The sequence below is a fragment of the Streptomyces sp. NPDC017056 genome (assembly GCF_044332485.1).
Lineage (GTDB): Bacteria > Actinomycetota > Actinomycetes > Streptomycetales > Streptomycetaceae > Streptomyces.
Window position 1 is genome coordinate 74,403 of record NZ_JBIRPD010000025.1, and the last position, 23,635, is coordinate 98,037.

The 23,635-nt window shown below is 68.5% G+C and carries 19 protein-coding genes, 1 pseudogene and 1 riboswitch; of the genes and pseudogenes, 4 read left to right on the forward strand and 16 right to left on the reverse strand.

The window, feature by feature from the left end; all coding sequences use genetic code 11:
* Positions 1-39: 39 nt before the first annotated feature.
* From ACH4OW_RS33885 to ACH4OW_RS33895, 3 genes and pseudogenes are all read left to right on the forward strand, one after another.
* A pseudogene (locus tag ACH4OW_RS33885) lies at positions 40-336 on the forward strand (Mu transposase domain-containing protein); the annotation flags it as partial.
* Positions 337-723: 387 nt separating this feature from the next.
* On the forward strand, positions 724-1,518 hold the full coding sequence (istB, locus tag ACH4OW_RS33890; protein ID WP_398031912.1) for an IS21-like element helper ATPase IstB: 795 nt from the start codon (positions 724-726) through the stop codon (positions 1,516-1,518).
* A gap of 64 nt (positions 1,519-1,582) precedes the next feature.
* The gene (locus ACH4OW_RS33895) at positions 1,583-1,765 is read left to right on the forward strand and encodes a hypothetical protein (RefSeq protein WP_398031794.1); all 183 of its coding nucleotides are present in this window, start codon (positions 1,583-1,585) and stop codon (positions 1,763-1,765) included.
* Between the two features lie 221 nt (positions 1,766-1,986).
* Here the strand turns inward: ACH4OW_RS33895 and ACH4OW_RS33900 are convergent, their stop codons facing one another.
* From ACH4OW_RS33900 to ACH4OW_RS33925, 6 genes are all read right to left on the reverse strand, one after another.
* Complete coding sequence (locus ACH4OW_RS33900; RefSeq protein WP_398031796.1) at positions 1,987-2,289, reverse strand: hypothetical protein; 303 nt, start codon at positions 2,287-2,289, stop codon at positions 1,987-1,989.
* A 365-nt stretch (positions 2,290-2,654) separates the two neighbouring features.
* The gene (locus ACH4OW_RS33905) at positions 2,655-3,197 is read right to left on the reverse strand and encodes a flavoprotein (protein WP_398031797.1); all 543 of its coding nucleotides are present in this window, start codon (positions 3,195-3,197) and stop codon (positions 2,655-2,657) included.
* Positions 3,178-4,386, reverse strand: coding sequence for an MFS transporter (locus ACH4OW_RS33910; RefSeq protein ID WP_398031799.1), 1,209 nt, complete (start codon positions 4,384-4,386; stop codon positions 3,178-3,180). The genes ACH4OW_RS33905 and ACH4OW_RS33910 overlap by 20 nt, the downstream gene beginning before the upstream one ends.
* Complete coding sequence (locus tag ACH4OW_RS33915) at positions 4,383-5,297, reverse strand: hypothetical protein (RefSeq protein ID WP_398031801.1); 915 nt, start codon at positions 5,295-5,297, stop codon at positions 4,383-4,385. The genes ACH4OW_RS33910 and ACH4OW_RS33915 overlap by 4 nt, the downstream gene beginning before the upstream one ends.
* On the reverse strand, positions 5,287-6,429 hold the full coding sequence (locus ACH4OW_RS33920) for a 3-dehydroquinate synthase family protein (protein ID WP_398031804.1): 1,143 nt from the start codon (positions 6,427-6,429) through the stop codon (positions 5,287-5,289). Before ACH4OW_RS33920 ends, ACH4OW_RS33915 begins: the two co-directional genes overlap by 11 nt.
* A gap of 44 nt (positions 6,430-6,473) precedes the next feature.
* Entirely contained in the window at positions 6,474-7,568 is a 1,095-nt protein-coding gene (locus ACH4OW_RS33925; RefSeq protein ID WP_398031807.1) for a hypothetical protein, read from the reverse strand.
* A gap of 710 nt (positions 7,569-8,278) precedes the next feature.
* Positions 8,279-8,509, reverse strand: a riboswitch (cobalamin riboswitch).
* A gap of 661 nt (positions 8,510-9,170) precedes the next feature.
* Here ACH4OW_RS33925 and tcmP point away from each other — a divergent pair.
* Positions 9,171-10,418: a three-Cys-motif partner protein TcmP gene (gene tcmP / locus ACH4OW_RS33930; protein WP_398031809.1), complete on the forward strand. Its 1,248-nt coding sequence runs from the start codon at positions 9,171-9,173 to the stop codon at positions 10,416-10,418.
* On the opposite strand, the gene ACH4OW_RS33935 is transcribed toward tcmP, so the two are convergent.
* The 10 genes from ACH4OW_RS33935 to ACH4OW_RS33980 all read right to left on the reverse strand — a co-directional run bounded on the left by ACH4OW_RS33935 (position 10,391) and on the right by ACH4OW_RS33980 (position 23,316).
* On the reverse strand, positions 10,391-11,137 hold the full coding sequence (locus ACH4OW_RS33935) for a DUF5131 family protein (RefSeq protein ID WP_398031810.1): 747 nt from the start codon (positions 11,135-11,137) through the stop codon (positions 10,391-10,393). The genes tcmP and ACH4OW_RS33935 overlap by 28 nt on opposite strands.
* Positions 11,138-11,395: 258 nt before the next feature.
* Positions 11,396-11,644 (reverse strand): hypothetical protein, encoded by a 249-nt coding sequence (locus tag ACH4OW_RS33940; protein ID WP_398031813.1) that lies wholly within the window; start codon positions 11,642-11,644, stop codon positions 11,396-11,398.
* Positions 11,596-12,852 (reverse strand): MFS transporter, encoded by a 1,257-nt coding sequence (locus ACH4OW_RS33945; protein WP_398031815.1) that lies wholly within the window; start codon positions 12,850-12,852, stop codon positions 11,596-11,598. Before ACH4OW_RS33945 ends, ACH4OW_RS33940 begins: the two co-directional genes overlap by 49 nt.
* A gap of 484 nt (positions 12,853-13,336) precedes the next feature.
* Positions 13,337-14,098, reverse strand: a complete 762-nt coding sequence (locus ACH4OW_RS33950) for an SDR family NAD(P)-dependent oxidoreductase (RefSeq protein WP_398031818.1) — start codon at positions 14,096-14,098, stop codon at positions 13,337-13,339.
* A 49-nt stretch (positions 14,099-14,147) separates the two neighbouring features.
* Entirely contained in the window at positions 14,148-14,390 is a 243-nt protein-coding gene (locus tag ACH4OW_RS33955) for an acyl carrier protein (protein WP_360136091.1), read from the reverse strand.
* 47 nt (positions 14,391-14,437) lie between these two features.
* Complete coding sequence (locus tag ACH4OW_RS33960) at positions 14,438-15,688, reverse strand: aminotransferase class I/II-fold pyridoxal phosphate-dependent enzyme (protein WP_398031821.1); 1,251 nt, start codon at positions 15,686-15,688, stop codon at positions 14,438-14,440.
* The gene (locus ACH4OW_RS33965; RefSeq protein WP_398031824.1) at positions 15,685-17,676 is read right to left on the reverse strand and encodes a condensation domain-containing protein; all 1,992 of its coding nucleotides are present in this window, start codon (positions 17,674-17,676) and stop codon (positions 15,685-15,687) included. Before ACH4OW_RS33965 ends, ACH4OW_RS33960 begins: the two co-directional genes overlap by 4 nt.
* Before the next feature lie 11 nt (positions 17,677-17,687).
* Positions 17,688-18,965 (reverse strand): beta-ketoacyl-ACP synthase II, encoded by a 1,278-nt coding sequence (gene fabF, locus ACH4OW_RS33970; protein ID WP_398031827.1) that lies wholly within the window; start codon positions 18,963-18,965, stop codon positions 17,688-17,690.
* Entirely contained in the window at positions 18,962-20,671 is a 1,710-nt protein-coding gene (locus tag ACH4OW_RS33975; RefSeq protein WP_398031829.1) for a thiamine pyrophosphate-binding protein, read from the reverse strand. Before ACH4OW_RS33975 ends, fabF begins: the two co-directional genes overlap by 4 nt.
* A 5-nt stretch (positions 20,672-20,676) precedes the next feature.
* The gene (locus ACH4OW_RS33980) at positions 20,677-23,316 is read right to left on the reverse strand and encodes an aldehyde dehydrogenase family protein (protein ID WP_398031832.1); all 2,640 of its coding nucleotides are present in this window, start codon (positions 23,314-23,316) and stop codon (positions 20,677-20,679) included.
* Positions 23,317-23,635 lie beyond the last annotated feature (319 nt).

A 23,635-nucleotide genomic window follows, 5' to 3' on the forward strand; every position in this document is an offset into this window, starting at 1 on the left:
CCGGTCCCCGAGGTCAAAACGCTGGCCGAGCTCAACGAGATGGTCGACCGGTGGGACCGGGAGGACGACGCCCGGCGCATCCGCGCCCGCCCCGGGACGGTCGGCGAGTACTTCGCCGTCGAACAGCCTCTGCTCAAGCCGCTGCCCGTCGAGCCGTTCGAGACGGGGCGCTGGTTCACCCCGCGGGTCGACCGCTATGCGCAGGTCACGGTCCGCACCAACCGGTACTCGGTGCCGGTGCGCCTGATCGGCAAGACGGTGCGGGTGCTGCTGCACGCCTCCGAGCTGGTGGTCTTCGACGAGGGCCGGGAGGTGGCCCGGCACGAGCGGCTGAGCACGCAGGGCGGCTCCCGCCTGGTCCTGGACCACTATCTGGAGGCCCTGGTCCGCAAGCCCGGCGCCTTCCCCGGCTCGACCGCGCTGGAACAGGCCCGCGCGGCCGGCCGGTTCACCTCTGTCCATGACGCGTGGTGGGACGCGGCCCGCGCGGCCCATGGCGACATGGAAGTCACCCAGGCCCTGATCCAGGTGCTGCTGCTGGCCCGGCACATCCGCCACGAACACCTGATGACCGGCCTCGCGGTCGCCCTGCGGGCCGGCGCCCTGACCGCGGACGCGGTCGCCCTGGAGGCCCGCAAGGCCGCCGACGGCGACATCCCCGGCCACCCCACCCCCGCCCCTGCGCCACCGGCCCCCATGCGCCCCGGGCGAGGGAGAAGCAACATGAGCGCCAAACGCAACCGCGGGATGACCGAGGAAGCCGCGACCACCGCCATCGACCAGGCGTGCCGCCTGCTGCGGCTGCCCACCATCCGCAACCAGTTCCCCGACCTGGCCCAGGCCGCGACCCGTGAACAGATGTCCTACCGGGGCTTCCTCGCCGAGCTGCTGCTGGCCGAGTGCGACGACCGGGCCCGGCGCCGCTCCGAGCGCCGCATCAAGGCCGCCGGCTTTCCCCGGGAGAAGTCGCTGCGCGCGTTCGACTACGACGCGAACCCCAGCATCGACGCCGCGGTCATCAACACCCTCGCCTCCTGCGAATGGGTCCGCAAAGGCCATCGGCTCTGCCTGATCGGCGACTCCGGCACCGGCAAGTCCCATCTGCTGATCGCCCTGGGCACCGAAGCCGCGATGAAGGGCTACCGGGTCACGTACGTCCTGGCCACCAAGCTCGTCAACGAACTCGTCGAAGCCGCCGACGACGAGCAGCTGGCCAAGACCATCGCCCGCTACGGACGCGTCGACCTCCTGGCAATCGACGAACTCGGCTACATGGAACTCGACCGACGCGGCGCCGAGCTGCTGTTCCAGGTGCTGACCGAGCGGGAGGAGAAGAACTCGGTGGCGATCGCCTCGAACGAGTCGTTCGGCGGCTGGACCAAGACCTTCACCGACCCCCGCCTCTGCGCGGCCATCGTCGACCGCCTGACCTTCGGCGGCAACATCATCGAAACCGGCACCGACTCCTACCGGCTCGCCCAGACCAAGGCCCAGGCCGAACGCACCGACACAGGATGAGCCCGGGCACACCTGACCGCCTGGCCCCAGGGCTGACAGCGCCGAAACGGGGAAGCCGGTGTTCATGGCGGTGGAATCGCGGTGGAGCATCCTGCGGGAGCGGCTGGACGATGCGCGCGAGTGTGCCCGCGAACTGCGGGGAAGAAAACATGTGCTGGTGGAGGAGAACTGGCGGCTGCTCGACGAGAACTACCGGCTCCGACGCCAGCGTGCTCGTCTGGCCGGGCAGCAGCGGACACGTGAGTGATCCCCTCGCTCTGCCCGGGCAAAGACCGCCCCCTGTCAGGCATGGCGGGTGTGTTCGGGCAGGTCGGTGAAGAGGGTGTCCGTTCCCTTGAGGACGCCTGTCCCAGGGGCGGGGCGTAGCCGGTGCCGCTGCGGCGTCTGGCCTCCGCTGTCCTGCCGGGCAGCGGAACATTCAGCGCGGTATGCCGACCGCCACCCAGCAGTGCGCCTCTCGCCGTCGTGTCAGACGGCTTCGATGTCCTCCGAGGACAGACCGACGAACTCCCAGTCGCCGCCGGCCGCCGGGAAGGTCACGTCGTACTTGACCCCGGCCGGGATCACGCCCGGCTTGGTGTCGTGCACGACCTCCACGGCGCCCTTGCCCAAGGGCTCCTCGTGTGTGGTGTCCTGTTTGACCTCGATCGGCACCGGCGGGGTGCCCACCACGTGCTTGACCGTGCCCTGGTCCCCTTTGAGGATTTTGTGGTCGCCCCGAACCAGATCCCGCTTCGCCTTGACCTTCGAGCCTTCCTTCAACTCCGCCATGACACATCCCTTCGCCGGACGGTCTTCCAGAAACCTGCCCGCGCAGCCTCGCAAGGCCAACAACGGCGATCGGCACTGAGCGTGCCACCACACTGCCGCTGCGTGAAGACGGGACCACGCCAACTCCTCCTTCCCGAGCCGGAGGAGTGAGAGAACCGAGATCAAGGATCGGGCCTCGCCAATCCCCTCACGCACACACGAGCGACTTCAAAACTCGCCGACATTCAGCACCTCACGCCCCGCCAGCCGCCTCCCGAAGTCGGCGACAAACGCCTCCCGCAGACCCCTACATAGCCAGCCCGGGACCCACCCGCGAGTCAAGCTCGTTACAGCCGCCGCGGAGGGGTCATCGTCGGCCGGGCCTTTCATCTGGGGTGAGACATCTGTAGGTGTCGTCTGTGCAATACGGTTCCTACGACATATTCGGGGGACCACCCCACTGCATCTCCGTCCATCTGGCTGCTTTCGGCTACCGCGCTCAGTGGTGGGGCAACGAAGTGTCCTAGCTTTTCGAGCTTGCTGACGTTGTGGGCTGTGGCCTGGTACTGCCACATGCGGCGATTCATACCGGGGAAGAAGAGGATCTCGCCCTCCCACGATGCCATGCAGGCCAAGGCGAGATTGTCGGTGAATCCGTGGCTGGCCTTGGCGAGCGTGTTGCAGGTGGCGGGTGCTACGACGAAGGCATCGGATCGCTCTGGGAGGGTGATGTGCCAGGGTTCGGTGGTCCAGCGGCTATCGGTGAAGGTCTCGACTTCCAGGGGTGGAACGAATGCCTGTGCCCGCGGTGTGAGGACCGCCGTGACGTTGATGTTTTCGTCGGTGAAGGCACCGATGAGTCGGTCCGCTTCGCGGGCGCCGCTGGAACCGGTGATGGCGAGAAGGACGTTACGAAGCGGCGGTCGCATGTGCTTCCTGCTGCTCGGTGGCGGGTGCTTTGAGTGAGGCTCTGAGTGTGAACCAGGCAGCCAGGACCGTGATGGCGCCGGCGACCCAGAAGACGGCGTTCGGTCCGGTGACAACGGCCAGGGCGCCGGCGGCGAGGAAGCCGATGGTGGCAGCCAGCGATTCCAGGCCGGAGAGGGCCGAGAAGACGCGTCCTTGGAGGTCGGGGGCCACGGTGGCGTGGAAGCGCGCGAAGATGAAGCTTTCGGCTATGGCACCACCGATGCCGGAGACCACGATCAGCCCGGCGACAATCGGCAGTGAGCCGCCGACCTGGGGGATGAAGGCAACGGATGCTCCCACGGCGATGACACCGGGCACCACACCTTGTCCCAGGGAGAGCCGGCGTCCTGCCCAGGCGACGAACAGGCCGCCGACGGTGATGCCGACGGTCGAAGAAGCCATGGCGATGCCGTAGCCACCGGAGCCGTGCCCCCACTCGGCCATGCGGCCGGGCAGCAGGATCTGGAACGGGGCGGTGGCTATCGCCATGACGGCGAGCGCGACGGCCAGTCCTGTGTCGATGCTGGCGCGGCGGATGAGCCTGATGCCCGACCAGTCGAAACTGATCTTCACGCTGTGCTGGGCGGGTTGCACGTTCGGTACGAACGGCAAGGTGAGGACCTGCGTCGTGAACATGGCCGCAGCGATCAGGACGGTGTTGGGAGCACCGATCTGAGAGATGAGGAAGCCTGCCAGCAAGGCGCCCACGGCACCGCCGACAGGGCCGACGACGTTGATGTACCCGTTGGCCTTGACGTACTCGCCGTCGGGGATGGTGGCCGAGAACACCTTGCGCAGAGCGCCCGGATGCGGCTGACGGATGACTCCGACCAGGAAGGAGATGGCCAGGAGCAGGGGGATCGGCGGATCGTCGTGGGTCGCGAGCAAGGCGAAGACGGCAAGCAGCACGGTGCGGCTCAGGAGCGAGGCCGTCAGGACTCTGGCGGTGGAGTAGCGGTCGACCAGCGAGCCGGCCAGCGGCATCAGGAGCACTGGGATGGTGTAGAGCCCGAGCTGCAGCGACAGGAGCAAGGTGGACTGGCTGGCGCCAAAGATGCAGTAGGAGAGGGCGATGCCTGCCATGCCGGCCGAGACGGAGGTGTTGGCGTACAGCAGGCAGTAGTTGACGAATTTCCGGTAGGCGTTCAACGCATCCTCTCCATCAGGAAGCCGCGCAGAACGTCGTCGACGGCATGTTGGACATCTGGGTCGGTGGGGATGTTGTGAAGTCGCTCGGTGAATACCCGGCGCCACCAGAAGCCCTGGGGCAGGTATTCGGGGTCGAGGATCTCTGCCTCTGCGTATGACAGATGTCGGTACCCCTGCAGAAGCGAGTGCGCGTTTCCTTCTTCGGCCTGCCAGACCTGTTGCAGCGCGGCCGCCAGATGCGGCTCTGCGGCACCGGTTGACCGGAGGGAAGCGTTCGACAACAGCCACTTCTTGGGGGGCGGCAACCGGTCATTGCGAAGGTGGGCCACACCGACGAGGAGCTCAATCATGTAAAGCATGAGCGAGCGCCAGGCGTTGGTCTCGTTGCGCAGGACCCCTTGGAATACTGAGCGCCAGTAGAAGGAGGCGTAGCGAAGCAGCATCTCGGGATAGAGATCATCGCCGATGATGCGGATGGCGTGCAGTTCAAGGTGTCCCTTGAGCTGCTCCAGGCGGCCCTCGCGGTCGTGCAGGATACGCATGGTCCAGTAGTTCTCGAGGTCGTCGAGGTATCCGACGTCCAGGCTGGGTTTGCGGGCCGAGAAGTCCGCCACTTGCTCGATCCTGAGGAACTTCAGGTTGAGGATCCTGTCCGCGCATCTGAGGTTCAGCACGACATAGTCGACCTCAGAGTCGTCGCGCCCTTCCTCGATCACCAGTTCCTGGGCTTCTGCCGGCAGCAGGTCCTCAATGCAGAAGCGGGCGCTGATGTCGGTGCCGACTTCGAGGAACATCCAGACATCCATGTCCGAGAACTGGTCTTCCGTTCCCTGGCGGAACGAACCGCACAGAGCAGCCGCCTCAACCGGCGGCGTCTTGCTGAGGCAGGTGATAACAGTGTCAGCAAGCATCGTGGTATTCCTTCGAGATCTGTGCCACGGCGTCGAGGGCCGTACGGATCTCTGTACGGGAGACGGCGTCGATGATGCGCACCCGCCCGATGCTTTCGGGGATGACGTAGTGCAGAGACCGGCCGCCGCGCTGCATCACCAGACGGTCGACATGGTGGAGCAGGACATGCACGTCGAAATCGCGGTCGGCCAGGGGCAGGCCGAGGCGAACCGCCAGGGCAATGATGCGTCGCAGATCGGTGGTACTGAGTATCTTCCTCTGCCATGAGATGTGGCTGGCGACGGCAATGCCAATGCCCACGGCCTCACCGTGGCGGAGCCGGAAGTTCGTTATATCTTCCAGGGGGTGAGCGATGGAGTGTCCGAAGTTGAGGGAACGTTCCAATGAACGCTCGAAGCAGTTCGCTCCCAGCAGGCGGAGCTTGAGCTCCATGCACTGCAGCACGATGTTCTCGAGCTGAGGGTCTTTCCAGGAAAGGCTCGGCAGTTGTTCCAGTTCGGTGAACAGCTCTGGGGACCCGACAATGGCAACCTTCATGGCTTCGCCGACTGCCGAGCTGATCTCTCGTTCCGGAAGTGTGCGCAGCGACTCCATGCACAGATGGATCGCTGCAGGGTGGTAAAAGGACCCGATGAGGTTCTTCTGCCGTGGGTGGTTCACGGCTACCTTGCCGCCGACCGATGAATCAATCATGGCGAGCAGAGTGGTGGGGACGTAGGCAAGGCGTACCCCTCGGAAGTAGAGGTTGGCGATCAGCCCGGCCGTATCGGTGAGAACGCCGCCACCCATACCGATCAAGGTCGATCTGCGGTGCACTCGTCGCCGATGAAGGGCGTCGATAGTCTCTTCGGCTCGGGTGAGGGTCTTGTTCTCCTCACCCGAGGGCATGGAGAGGTACCTGCCCCGTGGCAAGGCTTGCTGCAGGTCAGGACGGCTGTCCAAGAGCCCCTCATCGACGAGGAAGAACGTGTCGGGGCCAGCCAGCAAAGGCACCAGGGTTTCCAAGCTGCCGGGGTGAGCGGTCAGCTCGGTGTGATCTTTGCGTACGACGTCGACGTGCAGCGTGTTCCCGGCGGTGCTGACGTGCAGCCCTTCGTCGCTTGCGGCCGGAGTGTTCACCGGCGGTTGCATGGTGTCTCTTTTCCGTTGTCGTTTGGCTGGAGAGATCGGGCAGTTCAGGAACCGCACGCGGGAAACCAGGCAGGTTGGCGGCCGTCGTCGTCGAGGCCGGCCGCCTGACAGGGCTCGAGCTCCAGGGGCACCGACGCCTGGTCCTCCACCGGGCACAGAGGCGGCTCCTGGTCGAGGCTTGCCTTCGGGCACACTTCGCCGAAGCACTTGGGTGTCAGTGCGCAGGCCCCACAACGGGAGTCGCCGGCGGCGAACCACCCCGCGGTGGACCACCGTGCTTGCTCGGGCTCGTCAAGGTCGATTCCGGCCTCCGCCAAACGGCCGACGACGCTTCCGAGCGGGTCCGAAGCGCACTTGCTCAGGATGTCTCCGTGACTGATCACGAAGGCATACGGGTCAGAAGCCGGGCAAGCGAACGGCCGTTCCTGATCGCTCGTGATGACGTTTTCGGTGGGCATACCTGAACGCTCTGCGGCGACTCTCCAGTGGAGCCGTTCGGCGCTGCTGAGCGCCCCCGGCCCGTAGTGGTGCAGCAACCGCAGTTCATATTCGGCAGCAGCGGCCTCAATGAACTCGCCCCATTCGGGAGTGAACGGGACATGAGGGCGCAGGTTGAAGCGGGCAGCACCGTTGAACAGGGAAGCGATACGGCTGAACCGGTCACGGGCGCAAACACCGCTGCCCGGGTCGGCTAGATCCAGCGTGACGACATCTACCGGACGAAGCGCCGGCCCGGCCGATATCTCGCCAGAAACCTTGACGGAGGCACGCAGGCGTACGCTGTTCGCCCTGCAGGCAAATCGCTCAACTGCCTGCTGGAGATTTGTATCCCACGGCCCATCTGTAAGGGCCAGGGTCACGCAGGAGAGAGCCGGACCGCCCGGAGCGCTGTCCCCCAGGTCTGCCAGGCGGTCGAACACCGTTTGACAGGTCGCCCCTTGCAGGGCGGCTCCTTGAACCTGCACCGACAGGCCGCGAGCGAGGAACTTGTGGACGTAAACTGCTTGGAGTTCACCGTGCGGGATCCTGGATTCTTCTACGAGAAAACCCACACTGTGAAGCGCTTCCCGCACCACCCCTCGGGCATTTTCGGGATTCCGTAACGCCTCTGCTTCGGCTTCCCCGAGCCGCGCCAGCATATTGTTCGTTGTCGAGATGGCTAGGACATTAGTCCGGCAGGAGCAGGTCGCCACTCCCCCAGGAACGATACTGCGCACGCTCTTCCCCCGGCGAGTATAAGAGATGCTGCGTGGCGACCTCGTCTTGCATGTCCCCGAGGTCGCCACACAGGATTCGTCATCAGCAGTGGTGCGCCGTGTTCTGCTGCTTGGGCTTACGAATGATCTTCATGCTCCACCCCCTTTGTTTCGCATTGACGTCCGGTCACCGCGGCCGAGTTGACGACTGCGTCCACGCCGAGGCCGATCCGAAATTTATCGGAGTTCCGGTGACCGTGTGATCATTTTTTAGCAGATACCTCGCCCGACAACAAGAGATTACTTCAGCAAAGGAAGCGGAATGACTTCCACCGGCCAACTTGTCGCGGGCAGGATTTTCGGGCATGCGGGATTACCCAATTCGCTCGATGCGACTTGGGTGACGAATGAACGGTTCACGGTGCTGTGTGCCGCCGATGCGCACGCCTACTGCGGCGATGAAAGAGCTACCAGATCTGCGCACGGTCGCCCTCGCGACACACGAACATGCTGAAGTAATCGGCGCTTCTTCCTGCTCACGCTGAAAACCTTCCCCCGAGATCATGCTTCCATCGAGATGGGGGGAGCAGAAGACTGAGCACAATCGTGCTCATTCTCTACGCCCTCCCCTCGAGGCCGCGAGGCAACTGCGCCGTATCCGCGCAGGCGCTGGCAGGTCTTCGGACTTACGGGCGGTCCACCTTCCAGACGCTGGAAGGTGGAGTGGCCTACTGGCCGTCGCTTACCCGGCGTGCGTAGCCGAGTGCTCAATGACGGTGGTCGTTCCCGTTTACCGCTGCGGGGCAGTCCTGGATTCTCACCAGGTTCCCTCTTGCCTCGCCGCTCTCCGTCAGGAGGGGCGAACCAGTGCCGCGCTAACGTATAAGCTCGTTCACCTGATCGTCAAGAGATCTAAAAGCCACCCTGGCCGGATACCGCCCCGCGCGCCGGAAACCTCAGGGGCAGGTGGGCTGCCGAGAAGTGGCTGAAGCAGTGACATGACGCAGGCCGGCCCGGGCGGCAAGGGCCCCGTGGCCACGGTGGGTGCCGGGCCTGCGCGTTCTGTTGGTAGCTCGCTGTCGAAGCTCCAGGCACTGTTTCGGTCAAGTGGAGCAAGGCCCAGCCGGGCTCGGCGTCTCCGCCGCGGCAGCCATGAACTCAGGGCCAGGCGGGCGTCGAGGGTGTGCTGGGTGGTGCGCAGTAGTAGGCGTGCATGGCCGCATCGAGCCCGGTCAAGTCTGCCAGCCCGATCAAATACCGCCAGAAACAAGTGCCGAACACGTCCAGGCGGTCGCCACCGAGCTTCCGGTTCCGCGGGCCGGTCCACGCCCGCGCCTAGTCTTCACGCGGCGAACGGATCAAAGGTTCAGCCACAACCTTTCAGCAGCGCGGGATCCGCGGCCGTCAGGCTCAGTGACCCGTGTGATCCGAAGGTCCCGGTCCCCGAGCCAAGTGGGCGGCGCAACGGGCCTCTTGTCGGGTCCTGGCCCGTGGCCGACCATGCGTTACAGGCGGTTTGTTGAACCGCGGCGGAGGTGGGGGGCCATGTCCAGGGGAACGGGTGGGAAGTACTGGGCGGACAAAGCACTGCCCAGTGTTTTCAAGCACGAGCTGCTCAAGCGCTACTTGCCGCAGTTCGGCGGCATGACGGGGCGCCAGTCGCACGACAACCGAGTGGTCTACCTGGACGGGTACGCCGGTGAAGGCCGCTACGAGAGCGGTGAGCCGGCGTCGGCGGAGATCGCGCTGCGAGTCGCCTCTCATTTCCGCGCCCGGTACGGGGTCACGGTGGAGTGCTTCTTCACTGAGGCGCAGCATAAGTCGTTCGAACGGCTGGCCCAGGTGGTCGAGCACTACCGGGCAGGCGGCGTACGCGCGCACGCCCACCGCGGCGAAGTCGACGGCGTCCTGGACAGTGTGGTCCAGCGGGCCGCGCGCCAGCCCTTGTTCCTCTTCCTGGACCCGTGCGGGCTGGTCCTGCCTCAAGACCGGCTCGTGGACGTGCTGAAGCGGCAGCGTCCGCAGAAGTACCCGGCGACCGAGCTGCTGATGAACTTCAGCATGATGGCCGTCTGGCGCCTGGGCGGGCATGTCCGCTCCCCCAAGGGCAACGAGCGGTCGCTGCAGCGCTTCGACGACGTGTGCGGCGGCACGTGGTGGCGCGAGTACTTCGCCGACGCGTCAGCCGCCTCGGCCCGGGAGGGCGCGGCCGAAGATGCGATCGAGGCCGTGGCCGCCGAATACGCCCGCCGTCTGGCCCGGCGTACCGACATGCTCGTGCAGTCGGTGCCGGTCTCGCACGATGAGCGCAAACGCGCCGTCTACCGGCTGGTGTTCGCCACCCGCAGCCCCTACGGGCTCTGGGTGTTCGGTGACACCGTAGCCCGGGCGCGGGATCAGTGGTGGAAGACGCTGGATGCGCGGGAAGAGGAGAGCGGGAAACTGACGCTGTTCTCCCTGCGTCCCGACCCCGAAGAGGTGGCCGAAAGAGCAGCTCCGGAGATCGCAGAGAACCTGGAGGAACTGCTGCTGCGCACCCGTCGCCCTTTCAAGCTGGTCGACCGCACCCTGGAGGTCTTCGGCGATCACTACGGGCGGGTGACCGAACCGGCGGTGCGCAAGGCGGTACGGCTGCTGGCCGCTGCGGGCAAAACACCCAGCGACGGAGTGGGCGTGCCGAAGATCCGCGAGATCACGATCCACCCCCCATGCCTCACGGGCCGGCCGGGCGGACGCCGGCCCGGCCCGCCCGCGGATCCGGCCGGTCAGACCGCCGCGGGCAGCGGCATCTGATCCCAGGTGCGGCCTTCCAGCTCGCGGCCGCCGGCCTTCGGCGTGCGGCCGCCCCATTGCTTGAAGAAGAAGGCCACGCCGGCTTCCTGGCAGATGTCCCGGATCTGTGTCACCCACGCCTCGTCCAGCAGTCGGTGCATCGGCCCCGACTCGCCGCCGGCGATGACCCAGTCGATCGCCGTCAGCTCCAGCCCGTCCAGGGGTCCCAGCAGCGGCTCGCACGAAAGGAACTTCACCGCCGCGGGCACCTGCCGCAGGTCGTCGACGCGCGGCAGTTCCTTCGCGCTCTCCACCGAGACGCCCATCCACAGGTTCGCCGGCCACTCCAGCCGGTCGGCGACCTGCCGTAGGCGCCGCGCCCGCTTGGTGAGCACCTGGTAGGTGTGCTGCGGCGTGTCGGCGATCACGTCGAAGACGCGGCGCACGTAGTCGAGCGGCACCCGCGCGTGGAACAAGTCGCTCATGGAATTCACGAATACGGTGCGCGGGCTTTTCCACCCATACGGCACGCGCAGAGCGTGCGGGTGCAGTGTCAGCCCGAACCCGGGCCCGGAGGTCCGCGGATCACCGTCCGTCTGGTACTTCGGCGAGCCCATCGCCTTCAGCCGTTTCGCCAGCGTCAGCGCGTAGCAGTTGTCGCACCCCGCCGAGACGCGGTCGCATCCCGTGGTCGGGTTCCACGTCGCCTCGGTCCACTCGATCGCACTGCGGTCGCTCACCGGCCGGCCCTCCATCCCCTCGAACCGAACCTCGTCCCCGACGGTGCGGCTGCGGCCCGTCTTTCTCCCCAACGGACCTGCGCACCACCGGACACCGGCATCCAACCATCCGGCGGCCACACCGTCGCCACCGCCCTGGACATCGAACCCGTGTTCCCTGTCTCGTGCCAGTACGCGTGCTGCATCAGCCAAGTCCCGCTGCGGCAGCTGGCCGTAGCGGCTGATTCACCGGTCGGTCGCGCGGACGACTGGTGTCAGCTACGCGACGGTGTACTCCACAGAGGTGTGGCCGCAGCCCCCAGCCAGGCGACGCAGCGCCTTCGGTTCGGTGGTGACGTCGTTGGCGCGTTCCCGCACGATGTCCTCGCGGCCGCGCGTCCCGCCCTCGATCCCGCCCGCCGCAAGGACCGCCTGCGTGGTCGACCCGGTGGCCGGCAAGTCACCGGCGATCGGCGCGGTCAGCGCAGGGAACGGATCGCCGGGCTCGCGGCGACCAGGACGGCGCATGCCAGGACGGCGCTGCCGCAGACCAGGAACAGCGTCGTCGTGCCGTACGGGAGCAGGAGGCCGGCGATCACGTAGGAGAACGGGTCGAACGCGACCGTGGCCAGCACGACGAGGCTGAGCACTCGGCCCAGCAGTTGCCCGGGCACGCGCTCCTGCAAAGTGGCCACGATGACCACCCCGAGGAACGCGGACCCGAGGCCGACGAGTGAGGCGACCGCCGTCGCGGTGACGACCTGGGTGACGGCGGCGAGGCCGGCCGTGCCGGCGCCGATCGCCGCGACCCCGCCGACCACGGTCCAGCCGCGCCGGGCGGGCGGCCGCCACCCTGCCATCAGTGAGCCGGCCAGTGAGCCGACACCGAATCCGGAGAGCACGACGCCCAGAGATCCCGCGCCGCCGAGGTGTTGATCGGCGAGTACCGCGCCGCCCACGAGCACGGGACCCACGACCGCGATGTTGATCAGGGCGACGGCTGCCAGCATCCCGCGCACCACCGGTTCGCGCCAGGCGTACCTCAAGCCCGCGCCGAGGGCACGTGCGCTGCTGGGCCGCTCACCGTCGACGGTGTCCGCTCCGGCGGCGTCCCTGGCACCTTCGCCACGCCGGACCACGCGGACGAGCGTGCTGAGGGCGACGGCGGCCACCGCGGCCATCGCCGTGATCCCGCCGAGTGTCGCTTCGAAGCCGACTGCGGCGATGGCTCCGGCGGCCACCGCCGGGCCGACCAGGTCGCCCCCCGACTCCGCGCCCTGCACCAGCGCGTTGGCCCGGGAGAGCTTCTCGGTCGGCACGACGGCGGGCAGCATCGCCAGGGCCGCCGGGAAGTACGCGGCGTCGGCGGCGCCGAGCATCCCGGCGAGCAGGGCGACCGTCGTCACCGAGGGCGGGGTGAAGGTGACCAGTGCGCCGAGGGCCAGCAGGACGGCGACCCGGAGCCAGGAGGCGCCGGCCGTGACACGGGCGGGACCGATGCGGTCGACCAGTACGCCGGCAGGAAGCAGGAGTGCCGCTCGCGGCAGCGCCACGGCCACGAGGACCAGCCCGGTGGCGATTCCCGGTTCCGACAGTTCCAGTACGAAGAGCGTGAGCCAGATGAGGAACAGCGCATCGACCACGGCGGCCAGCCCTTGGCCCACGATCAGGCGGCGCAGGTGCGGATCGCCGAGCGGCTCGCGGGGAAGGGAGGGGGCGCTCGGCTCCGTCGTCATGGCCGGCTCCCCGGAGCACCCGGTGAAGCGGGCCCGCGTGAAAGTCTCCCCCGGTTCGGCTGCGAACCATGTGACGGGCCTGATTTTCCGGTCTGACCCGTTGGCGGACGCGGGTCCACTGCGCGGCGAGGTGCGCGTCCACGTCGGCGTTGCGCGTCCGGTGGGGGCGCCGCCCGGTCCGCGTCTCTCCGGAAGCAGCGCTGGGTGTGCTCGGTGGCACTGAGACGGAGATGACCGCATCGCTCGCTGATCGACAACATCGACACACCCGTTCGTGGATTCGGGGGACGCGCTGCACGGACGGAGGAGATGAGATCGCAGCCGCGAGGGCCTTCCTCGTCAGAGATCGCTGCGTACCTCACAGGAACTGTGGTGCCGCTCGACGGGGGCGCGGGCGTGTCACGGCCGTTGCCTGGTGTCGGACCACCGGCACGGCCGTTGCCCGGCACACCAGCATGGCCGATGGAGCCCACGCCACGTGGCACTATGCGATGTGCGTGCCCCCGTCGACCGTCAGGGTGGTGCCGGTGATGTAGGACGCGGCGTCGGAGACGAGGAAGACCAGGGCCGCAGCGAGCTCCTCGGGCTGCCCGATGCGGCCCGACAGCACCCGCGGCATCATCGCCTCGACGTAGCCCTCGGCGTAGCCGTCGGTCATCTCGGAGGTGAAGAGGCCCGGCGCGAGGGCGTTCACGCGGATGCCCTTGCCGGGGGTCCACTGCTGGGCGAGGTCGCGGGTGAGTCCGAGGAGGCCGGCCTTCGACGCCGAGTAGGCGGCCTGCGGCAGACCGCCGGTGACCAGCGCGAGGATGCTGGAGACGTTGACGATGGCACTGCCGGGGAGCATCACCGCGCCCGCGGCCTGGGCCATCCAGTAGGAGCCGTTGAGGTTGATGTCGACGACCTCGCGGAACTGCTCCGGCGTCTCTTCCGTCGCGGGGTGTTCACTGCTGATCCCGGCGTTGTTGACGAGGATGTCCACCCGTCCGAATGCGTGCACGGCCGCGTCGACCAGCGCGCGGCAGTCCGCCGGCTCGGCGACATCGGTACGTACGGTGACGGCCCGGCGGCCGAGCTTCTCGACGGCCGTGCGCACCGCCGCCAGCCTCTCGGCGCGGCGCGCCCCGAGCGCGACATCGGCGCCGGCCTCGGCCAGCGCGGTGGCGAAGGCGACGCCCAGCCCGGAGGAGGCGCCGGTGATCACGGCGACGCGGCCGTCGAGCCGGAAGCGGTCGAGGACGGTCATGGCCGCCTGCCCCTGGGGCGAATCGTCCGGTGCACGGCAGGTCTCCCGGTCACCGGTGGTCGGCGATGTAGCTCACCACGTCGCCGACCGTTCGCAACTCCGTGACCAGGTCGTCGGGGATCTTCACCGCGAACCGGTCCTCGGCTACCACGGTGATCTCCACCATCGACAGGGAGTCGATGTCGAGATCGTCGGTGAAGGACTTCTCGGTGGTCACCTCGGCGGAGTCGACGCCGGCGACCTCTTCGACGATCTTGGCGATGGCGGGGAGAATGTCGGTGTTGTTCGCCACGGGTTCCTCCGTCTTGTATGGGGTCGGTGGGGCGCCTCGGTGGGGTGTCAGAGCCCGAGGCGCTGTCGGTAGGTGGCGAGGGTGCGCAGGAAGCCGTCCAGTTGCTCCTCGGTGTGGCCCGCGTGCGGGAACAGGCGCAGGAGCGCTTGGTTGCGTGCGACGGCCGGGTAGGAGAAGACGGGTACGAGGTAGCCGTCCTCGACGAACCACTCCCGCATCTGCAGGGCGACGGCGTCGTTCCCGATGGGCACCGAGAGCATGTACGACTCGGTGGGCAGCGTCGGCGTACCGGCCTCGTGCATCTGCCGACGCAGGCGTGCGGCGTGCGCCAGGTAGTCGTCGACGATCTCCGGTGTGCCGGCGAGGACATTGATCGTGCGCTCGGCGGCGTACGCGGTGGGCGGCTGGATGGCGGCCGTGAACATGGAGGTGCCGGAGAGCAGTTCGAAGGCGTCGACGGCCGCCGCCGGTCCGGCGATCGCGCCGCCTTCCAGGCCGATGGCTTTCGACAGGGACACCATCACGAAGTCGGCCCGCTCCCGGATGGCGGCCGCCTCCCGTGCGTACGGGCGGTTCCCGGGCCCGTACACCATGAAGCCGTTCGCATCGTCGATCATGCTGATGGCGCCGTGCCGGTCGCACGCGTCGAGGATCTCCACGATCGGTCCCATGGTGCCGTCCGCCGAGTAGAGGCTCTCGGCGATCACCACGGTCTTGCGGGCCCGGACCCGGCCCAGGACGCGTGCCAGGTCGGAGACGTCGTTATGACGGAACGCGTGGACGTTGCGGCCGTAGCCGAGCCCTTCGAGGCCCTTCCAGATGCTCCAGTGGACGTCCCGGTCGACGACGAAGACGGTGTCGCGGTTGCGCACCTCGATCCCGGCGTCGAAGTGTGCGGCGCTGCTCATGGCGTGGACGAAACCGATGTTGGCCAGGAGCCCCGTGGCGAAGCTGATGGCCCGCTCCTTGCCGGTGTGGCGGGCGATCGTCTGCTCCAGCACGTGGTGCGGACGGCAGATGCCCTGGGTCATCCTGGACCCGCTGGTGCTCAAGCCGTGGGCGAGCGCCCCCTCGGCGAAATAGCGCCGGACCGGGAGGTGGCGCTCCAGGTCGAGGAAGCTGATGCTCGCGAAGTTCACCAGCTCGCGGCCGCCACGGACGATGGTCGGCCCGACGGGACCGTCCACCACCGGCGGACGGTATGCCGTGTCGTGCGTGTTGGCCTCGACGAAAGCGGCGAAACCCCATGGGGCAAGGCGGTCCACGGGCGGTGCGGGGGTGGTGCGGGACGCGGTCATGGCAAGGTTTCCCCTCCACGGTGGGCGCGGGGCGGCGTGGGCTCCAGGGCTGCGGCGAGGTGACCGAGCGAAGCCGTTCCGGCCAGCTCGTCGGGCGCGATCCCGGTGAAGCCGGACTGGTCGAGCAGCGCCAGGAGGCGTGGGACGGCGACCAGGGTGACTCCGTGGTCGGCGAGGCAACGGTTCATGTCCACGGCGTCAGGGCCGGCCAAGGAGCCGGCCGGCGGACCGTCCGGTGCCACAGCGACCACGGCGGCGGCCAGCGCCCGTTCGGCGCCCGGCGCAGGCGGGCGCGACGGGAGTTGCAGAGGCCCTGTGCTGTCGGTGGCAGTACTGGACTGGACGGACGGACGGCCGGATGCGAGGCCGGCCGGGGACAGGACGTAGCGTCCCGGGGCCGCGATGCCGGGCACTTCGCCGAGGTGGTCCAGGACGTGGCGGTGCAAGTCGTCGGGGGTGACGCCGGGAGTGGTGCGGACGTGTGCGACGAGGTACGGTCCGTCGCCTGCCTCCGCGACGTCCTCGTTCTCCACCACGGCGTCCCCGCTGGGCGCCACCGTCACATCGAGCACTCCGGGGTGGCCGCGCAGCACCTCTTCGACCGTGGTCAGGCACACCCATCCCTGTGGGGCGCGCCACCATCCGGCGGCGGCCGGTGTGAGCGGGCGGGCCGGCACCGGGCACTCGGCACCGTCGGCGAGCGCCCGCAGGAAACCGCACAACCGGACGGGTAATGCCAGGGCCTGCCCGGCGTCGAGCAGGTGGTCCCCGACGGTGACATCGAGGGTGACGACGCCCCCGTCGCGGCCGAGGTCGACGTAGAGGGTTTCGCAAGGCTCGTCGGGCGCGCTGTCGATCCAGGTGGCGGGCCCGTTCGGCGGAGTGCCGTACGCGGGGACCAGGTAGTCGCGTGGCCACGAGTAGCAGTTGTACTCGATGGTGGGTACGGTCACGACGCCGCGGCGACGGTCCATGCGCGCCTGGGCGGCGACCAGCTCCGCGGGGCGCCACTGACCGTGCCGGTAAGCCGCGGCGGAGGCGGCCGCGACCGAGGCGACCACCTCGCCGAACGCCGCGCCCGGACGGAGATCGATCTGTACCGGAACCGTCAGGGCCTGGACGCCGACGCTGTTGCGCAGGGCGGCCCGGGTCCGGTTGGAGACCACCACCGAGGCGAGGAACCGGTGTTCGCCGGTGCGGCTGGCGACGTCGTGGGCCAGCACCGCGAGCATCACGGTCTCCGGGCTGGCCCGATACCGCCGGGCGACGCGTTCGAGGTCGTCGTACGCGCCCACCGAGCGGTGCTGGAGGCGGTGACGGCCCTCGCCGTTCTCGCTCCCACCGAACGGGGCCAGTACGCCGGTGGGGTTGTCGGCCAAACGCGTCAGCCACTCACGCTCCGCCGCGCGGGCGCGTTCCGAGGGCTGGGCGGCGACTGTGTCGAGTGGGTGCAGATAGGTCTCCAACGGCGTTTCGTGGCCGCTCAGTTGTTCGTGCAGCTGGTTGATCAGTACTGCCAGCCCCCACCCGTCGATGAGAACGTGGTGGGCGGCCACCAGGACCGCACGCGGCTTTCCTGCTTCCAGCAGCACCCTGGCGAGCCAGGGCGGTTCTCGTTCGGGATCGATCGGGCGGGCAGCCAGCGCCGCCGTGGCAGCCTCCAGGGTGGTGGGATCGGCGGCCGGGACGTCGATGTGATCGACCGGCAGCGGGGCCCAGTCCGCGCTGTGGACGTGCTGTACGGGACGGAGCGGGTCGACGGTGCTGCGCAGCGCCTCGTGGCGGGCGGTGAGGGACGCGAGCGCCGCGTGGACGTCGGCGACGGTTGCCGGGGGCGGGACGTGGCAGTGGTCGGCGAGCGGGGTGGGGTTCACTCGCCGTGGTGCGGGAATGGTGCGTTCGAACCAGTGCCACTGCTGGACCCAGTTCAGCGGTCCGCTGCGGGTGACGGTGGCGGGGCTCGGGGTGGGTTCCGGAAGGTGGTGCACGGCCCGGGACCTCATACTGCCCGGACCACGAGGGCGGCGTTGTGGCCGCCGAAGCCGAACGAGTTGCTGAGCGCGATCCGCATGCCCTCGTGATGCTGGGCCCGGTGCGGTACGAAGTTGATGTCCGGGTCGATCGGCTCGTCGCAGTTGATCGTCGGCGGGACGTCACCCGTACGCAGGGCCTGGGCCGACGCCATGAGCTCGACGGCTCCGGCGGCGCCGATCATGTGCCCGGTCATCGACTTGGTGGAGCTGACCGGGATGCGGGTGACACGATCGCCCAGCACCTTGCGCAGGACAGCCGTCTCGACCGCGTCGTTCAGCAGAGTTCCTGTGCCGTGCGCGTTGATGTAGTCCACGTCCGCCTCAGTGATCCCCGCGTCGCGCAGCGCCGCCTCGACAGCCAGGCACGCGCCCCGCCCGTCCGGATGCGGGGCGGTCCAGTGATGCGCGTCGGAAGTCGCTCCGTAACCGATGAGTTCGGCCAAGGCCGTCGCCCCTCGCCTCTCGGCCACCTCGGCGGCCTCCAGCACCACCACGGCGGCTCCCTCACTCATCACGAACCCGTCGCGCTGCGCGTCGAACGGCCGGCACGCCGCAGCCGGGTCGTCGTTGCGTCGGGACAGCGCGCGGGCGTTGCCGCTGCCCGCCAGGTCGACGGCGGTGACGCAGGCGTCGGCGCCGCCGGCGAGGACGATGTCGGCCTCCCCATGGCTGATCATGCGCATGCCCGCGCCCACCGCGTCCGCGCCGCTGGCGCACGCCGTGCTCTGGGCACGGCTGGGCCCTTGGGTGCCGAGGCGCAGGCTGATCTCTCCGGCGGCACTGTCCATGGCGGTCGTGACCTGGGTGGTGGGGACGATGGCCCGGGGGCCTTTGTCACGCAGGATGTTCGCCGCGCGGTAGATCGACCCGACCGGGCCGTAGCCACTGCCGATGATCACGGCGGTCCGCGGCGCCAGGCGGTCGTCCACGACGAGTCCGGCGTGTTCGCCGGCCTCCAGCGCCGCGGCGAGGGCGAACTGCGCGTACGGGTCGGCGCGGCGGCTGACCATCGTGGGCATGTAGCGGCCGGGGGTGAATCCGCGGACCTGGCCGCCGATCCGGACTCCGAGATCGGTCACGTCGAACGCGTCCACGGTGTCGATGCCGCTGCGCCCGGCCAGCATCGCCGTCCACGTCTCGTCGACACTGTGGCCCAGCGGGGTCACTGCCCCGTACCCGGTGACCATCACCCGGCGTCGGGCCCGGTCGCGCCTTGCGTCACCTCGCTCTCCCGCGTCGGTCACTGGGGAATCACCCCGGCGTCGTCGCGGAGGGGCGGGGGTATGTCGTCGGGGGCCACCGGCACCATGAGCACGGCGGTGCCTCCCTGTGCGCAGAACTGCCGCGCGGCAAGGATCTCCTTGGCCGGTGCGGCCTTGTCGCGCAGCACCCGGTAATGGATGTCCGCCCCGTCCACCACAGGCGGCGGGGCGTCCGGGCGGGTGAAGGGGTGGCGTTCGGCGTCGAGGCCGAGGCGGGCGCGTTGGGCGTCCAGCCAGCCGTAACCGCCGTTGCACAGCACCACGTACAGCACGCCGCCGTGGGCCCGAGCGGTGACGGCGATGTCCGCGCGGGCCGCGAGGAACGCTCCGTCCCCGATGAACGCGGTGACCTCGTGATCCGGGGCGGCCCGCTTGACCCCGATGGCCGCGGCCGCTCCGAACCCCAAGGGGGTCTGCTCCGACGGCACGACGGATCCGCCACCGCTGTGGAAGGGGAAGCAGTAGGACCACATGTCCTGCAGTCCGTTCTCCTGGACCAGTACGCGAGGCTCGCCCGCGGTGGAGTCGAGTGCGGCGAGCAGTTCGGCGATGCGGATGCCCGGGAGGGCCGCCGCGCGGGCCAATTCCGCTTCCGCCTCGCGGGACATGGCGTCACGGGCGGAGGCGATCTCGTGCGCCCACGCCTCGGTCGCGTCCGTCGAGCCCGTCGCGTCTGCATGCTCGGCCTTGCGGGCCTCGTCCAGCGCCCGTGTCCAGCCGAGCACGGCGTGCCGGGCGTCGCCGAGCACGCGCGGGCCGGGGAACTCGGCCGACAGTCCGCCCGGATCGACGTTGACCTGCACGACCGCGACCGGGGGCCACGGCGTTCCGCCTTCGACGACGGTCTCCTCAAGTCGCCCGGCGAGCGATATCACCAGGTCACAGGAGGACCACAGCTCACGGGCGGGGGCCGCGGCGTAGAGGCCCGCCACGCCGCAGAACAGCGGGTGGCGCTCGTCGACGGCACCGCGGCCGGAGGCGGTGGTGAACAGTGCCGCGGCGAGGCGTTCGGCGAAACGTTCGACCGCCCCGTCGTCGTTGTGGTGCCGCATTCCGCCGCCCACCAGCACTGCCGGGCGCCGGCTCGCGCGGATCGCCGCCCAGGCCGGTCCCGATGTCACGGGAACGGGCTCAACGGCCAATGTTTCGGGCAGTGTTGGAGGAGGACCGGCGACGCGGACCTCGGCCGTGCGGACGTCATCGGGTACCTCCAGGTACACGGGTCCGGCCGGCGGTCCCAGGGCCCGGGTCAGCGCGGTCACCGTCGCGGGGACGACCCGGTTCGGGTGCCCCACCCGGTGCGCCCACCGCACGAGGGGCGCTGTCACGGCGACCTGGTCGAGTTCCTGGAATCCGGCGCTGCCCCGGCGCCGTTCGGGCGCGCCGGCGGCGAGCACGAGGACCGGCGCACCGGACTCCCGCGCCTCCAGCAGTCCGGTGGCCGCGTGCGTGACGGCCGGCCCTTTGCCCAGTGCGCATACGGCGAGCCGGCCTGACTGGAGCGCGTAGCCGGTCGCCATGTACATCGCGTTGCGCTGGTCACGGCACGGCACCAGGTCCACGCCGGCCGCGTCGAGGGCGCGCAGCAGCTCCAGATCATCACCGGGCAGCCCGAAGCAGCTGTCCACCCCGTTCGCCACCAGCAGGCCGACGATCGCGGACCACGCGTCGGCGTATCGTTTCCTCACCCCGGTCACTTCCCACGCACCGCGACAGGGGCGGCAGTCGGTAGGTGCTGCGCCACGGCCTGCGACATGAGCAGGGGTTCGGCGTGTCGCTCGCCGCCGTAGGAGAGGTAGTTCGCCCTCATCCCGAATCCGCCGAACGGGCGGTTGCCGTCCTCGGCTTCGAGCAGCGTGTGGTCGACACAGGTGTGGTGACGCTTGGACAGTACCGCCACCGTCTCCGGATCGTTTCCGTAGACCATCGCTCCCAGCGCGCGTTCACTGAAATAGGGGCTTGCCAACCGTTCGCGCAATCGCCGCGCACTGGGGTAAGCAACGACGTTGAAGACCGGGGCAAACATCTCGTCAAGAGGGATCTTGTCGTCGAACTCCCACAGCAGCACGGTCGGTTCGACCCTGCGGGACAGCAGATCGATGCGTCCGCCGTGCCGGATGCGGCTCACCTGACGCACCAGGTAGTCCGAGCAGTTCACCAGCGCCGAGTCGTAGTGGATCGGTCCGTAGTCGGCGGCAGGGTCGCTGTTGTGCCCAAAACGCAACGACGTCAGGTGCGTGGACAGGAGGTCGACGAATTCCTCGGTGCGGCCCTGCGGCGCGAATACGACGTCGGGGCCGAAGCAGTCCTGGCCGGAATTGTAGAGCCGGATCTTCGTGACGTCGTGTACGGCGCGCGTAAGATCGGCGTCGGGTGCGATCACGAAGGGATTGATGCCGCGGCCGAAGAAGAGGAAGAGCTGGTCTTCCGCCAGCCCTTCTCGGACAGTCTCGGCATGGGAGTAGTTTCCGGTGAAGGCGATGAGGTCCGCCTCGCGCACCGGCCCCGTCACGAACTTGCGTTGACTGAGTTCGAAAATCTCGATGGGCAATCCGTGAACCTGCGCCAGCAGCTCATGCAGGCGTTGCATCTGGCTCTTGATCTCAGAGGACGGTCGAAAGGTGATCCGGTCGGTGTAAAGGGACGCCACGAGCATGTATAACGCGTAGGAATAGAGTGGGATGTTGGAGGGCGTGAAGACCGCGGCCCGGGGCACGCAGCCGGGACGGGCCCGGCGGATCTCCTCCTCCGCCCCGTCGAGGGTGGCGAGGAACGAACGAATCTCCGCGCCGGCCGTGTGGTGGGGTGAGATTTCGGTGAGAATTCCCAGCACCGCGTCTTCGTTGGCGGCCACGTACCGGCGCACTGCGCGCAGCGCGTCGACACGGTCGCCGAAGGGGATGCGGTAATCGGTCGCACCGACGGCCGAGCCGGACGCGAAGACGTCGGTGGCCGTGGTGTGCGACGCGGGTAACGAGGTCATGGCGATCTTCTCCAGAACGGCCAGGTCGGGCTTTCCGGTACTTGTGAGAGGCAACGCGGGAAGCACGACGATGTGGTCGGGCTGCTCGTACCGGGCGAACACCGGGCGCAGCGCCCGCCTCCAATGGGCGGGCTCGTGACCGTCCGGGTCCGCGATCACGAACACCAGACGGCACCCCAGACGCTCGTCGGGGACGGCGACGACCTCCGTCTGCGCGCCGGCCGACTCGGCCCGCTCGGCGAGGTGGTCGGGGTAGAGCGTGTGGCCGTCACGGTGCACGGCGTGCTTGCGCCCGAGGGCGAAGACGCGGCCGGCGTCGTCGAGCAGGCCGATGTCGCCGGTGCGGTGCACGGGACCGGAAACCGGAACAATCTCCCCGTCATCGCCCAGGTGACCGATCATCAGGCCGCTACTGCGTACGACAAGCTCGCCGAGCCGGCCGTGCGGAAGCGGCCTGCCGAGGCCGTCGTGGACCTCGACGACCACGCCCGGCAGCGGTGTGCCGCACCCGACCGGATCGGCAGGGGGCGCCAGCGCGATATTGCCCACCTCGGTCGCTCCGTAGCCGTCGAGCAGGTACCGGCCGGTGCGGGCGTGAAACCGGGCCGCCAGGTTGCGGCCCAACGGCGCGCCACCCACGCACCAGGCCCGTACCGACTCCAGCGCGTCGGCGAGGGCGGGACGGCGGTCGAACAGGTTGAGCAGGCTGTGATAGGTCGACGGGGCCGCGTCCACGATGGAGAGACCGTGGTCCACGCCGACCGCGAGGGCGCGGTCCAGGCGCGTGGTGGGCCCGTAGACGACCAGCGTGCCTCCGCCCAGCCACCAGCAGAGGACCAGCGACAGACCATATTGGTGGGAGTAGGGCAGCACGGGCAGGAAGACGTCGTCGGGCCGGTACCCCATGCGTTCCGCACTGAGTGCGAGGTTGTCCAGAATCGAACGGCCGGAGCGGACAATGCCCTTGGGACTGCCTGTCGTGCCCGACGACCACGAGATGGCAGCGTCCTGGCGCCGCGACCAGGCCGCGACATCAGGCACGGCCGCCGTGTTCGAAACGGGCCCTGTCGCCGCGACGCCGCCCGTACGGTCGCTGATCTCCTGCACGACGCGCGCGTGAACGCGAATCCGCGCCCGCTGTGACGGGACAGCTCGATGATCAACCAGAACCACCGAAGCGTCGAGGTGAATGAGCGCGAGCAGATCAACGACCCATTCCGGGGAATTGGCCCGGCTCAGCATCACCCGCGAACCGGGTTCGATGCCGCGGCGTGCGAGAATTTCAACGGCACCGGATAATCGGGCCGCGATGTCATCCGTCTCCCAGATACGCCCCTCGGGCGATATCAAGCGCCTGAATATGGGCAACTCGTGCTCCTCAACGCCAGGGCGTGTTCAAGTTCCTGGACGTACACGTTTGTGAACCCACGAGCACGCGATAACGTCTGCTTCTGTTCAACGAGCGACTATCCCATAGTTGCAGACCGGTGTCGAGTACGGCAGGAACACGCCATGACACGTGCGGTGTCGCTGAATACGCAGTGACAGAAGAGAAAAGCGACGAGTGGCCAATTCTGAGCGTCTGATGCGCGACACGGACGCGGTGCGTGACGACGTCCTTGCTGCGATGACGGAACATATCGACATCCTCGTTCCAGGGATATTCCTT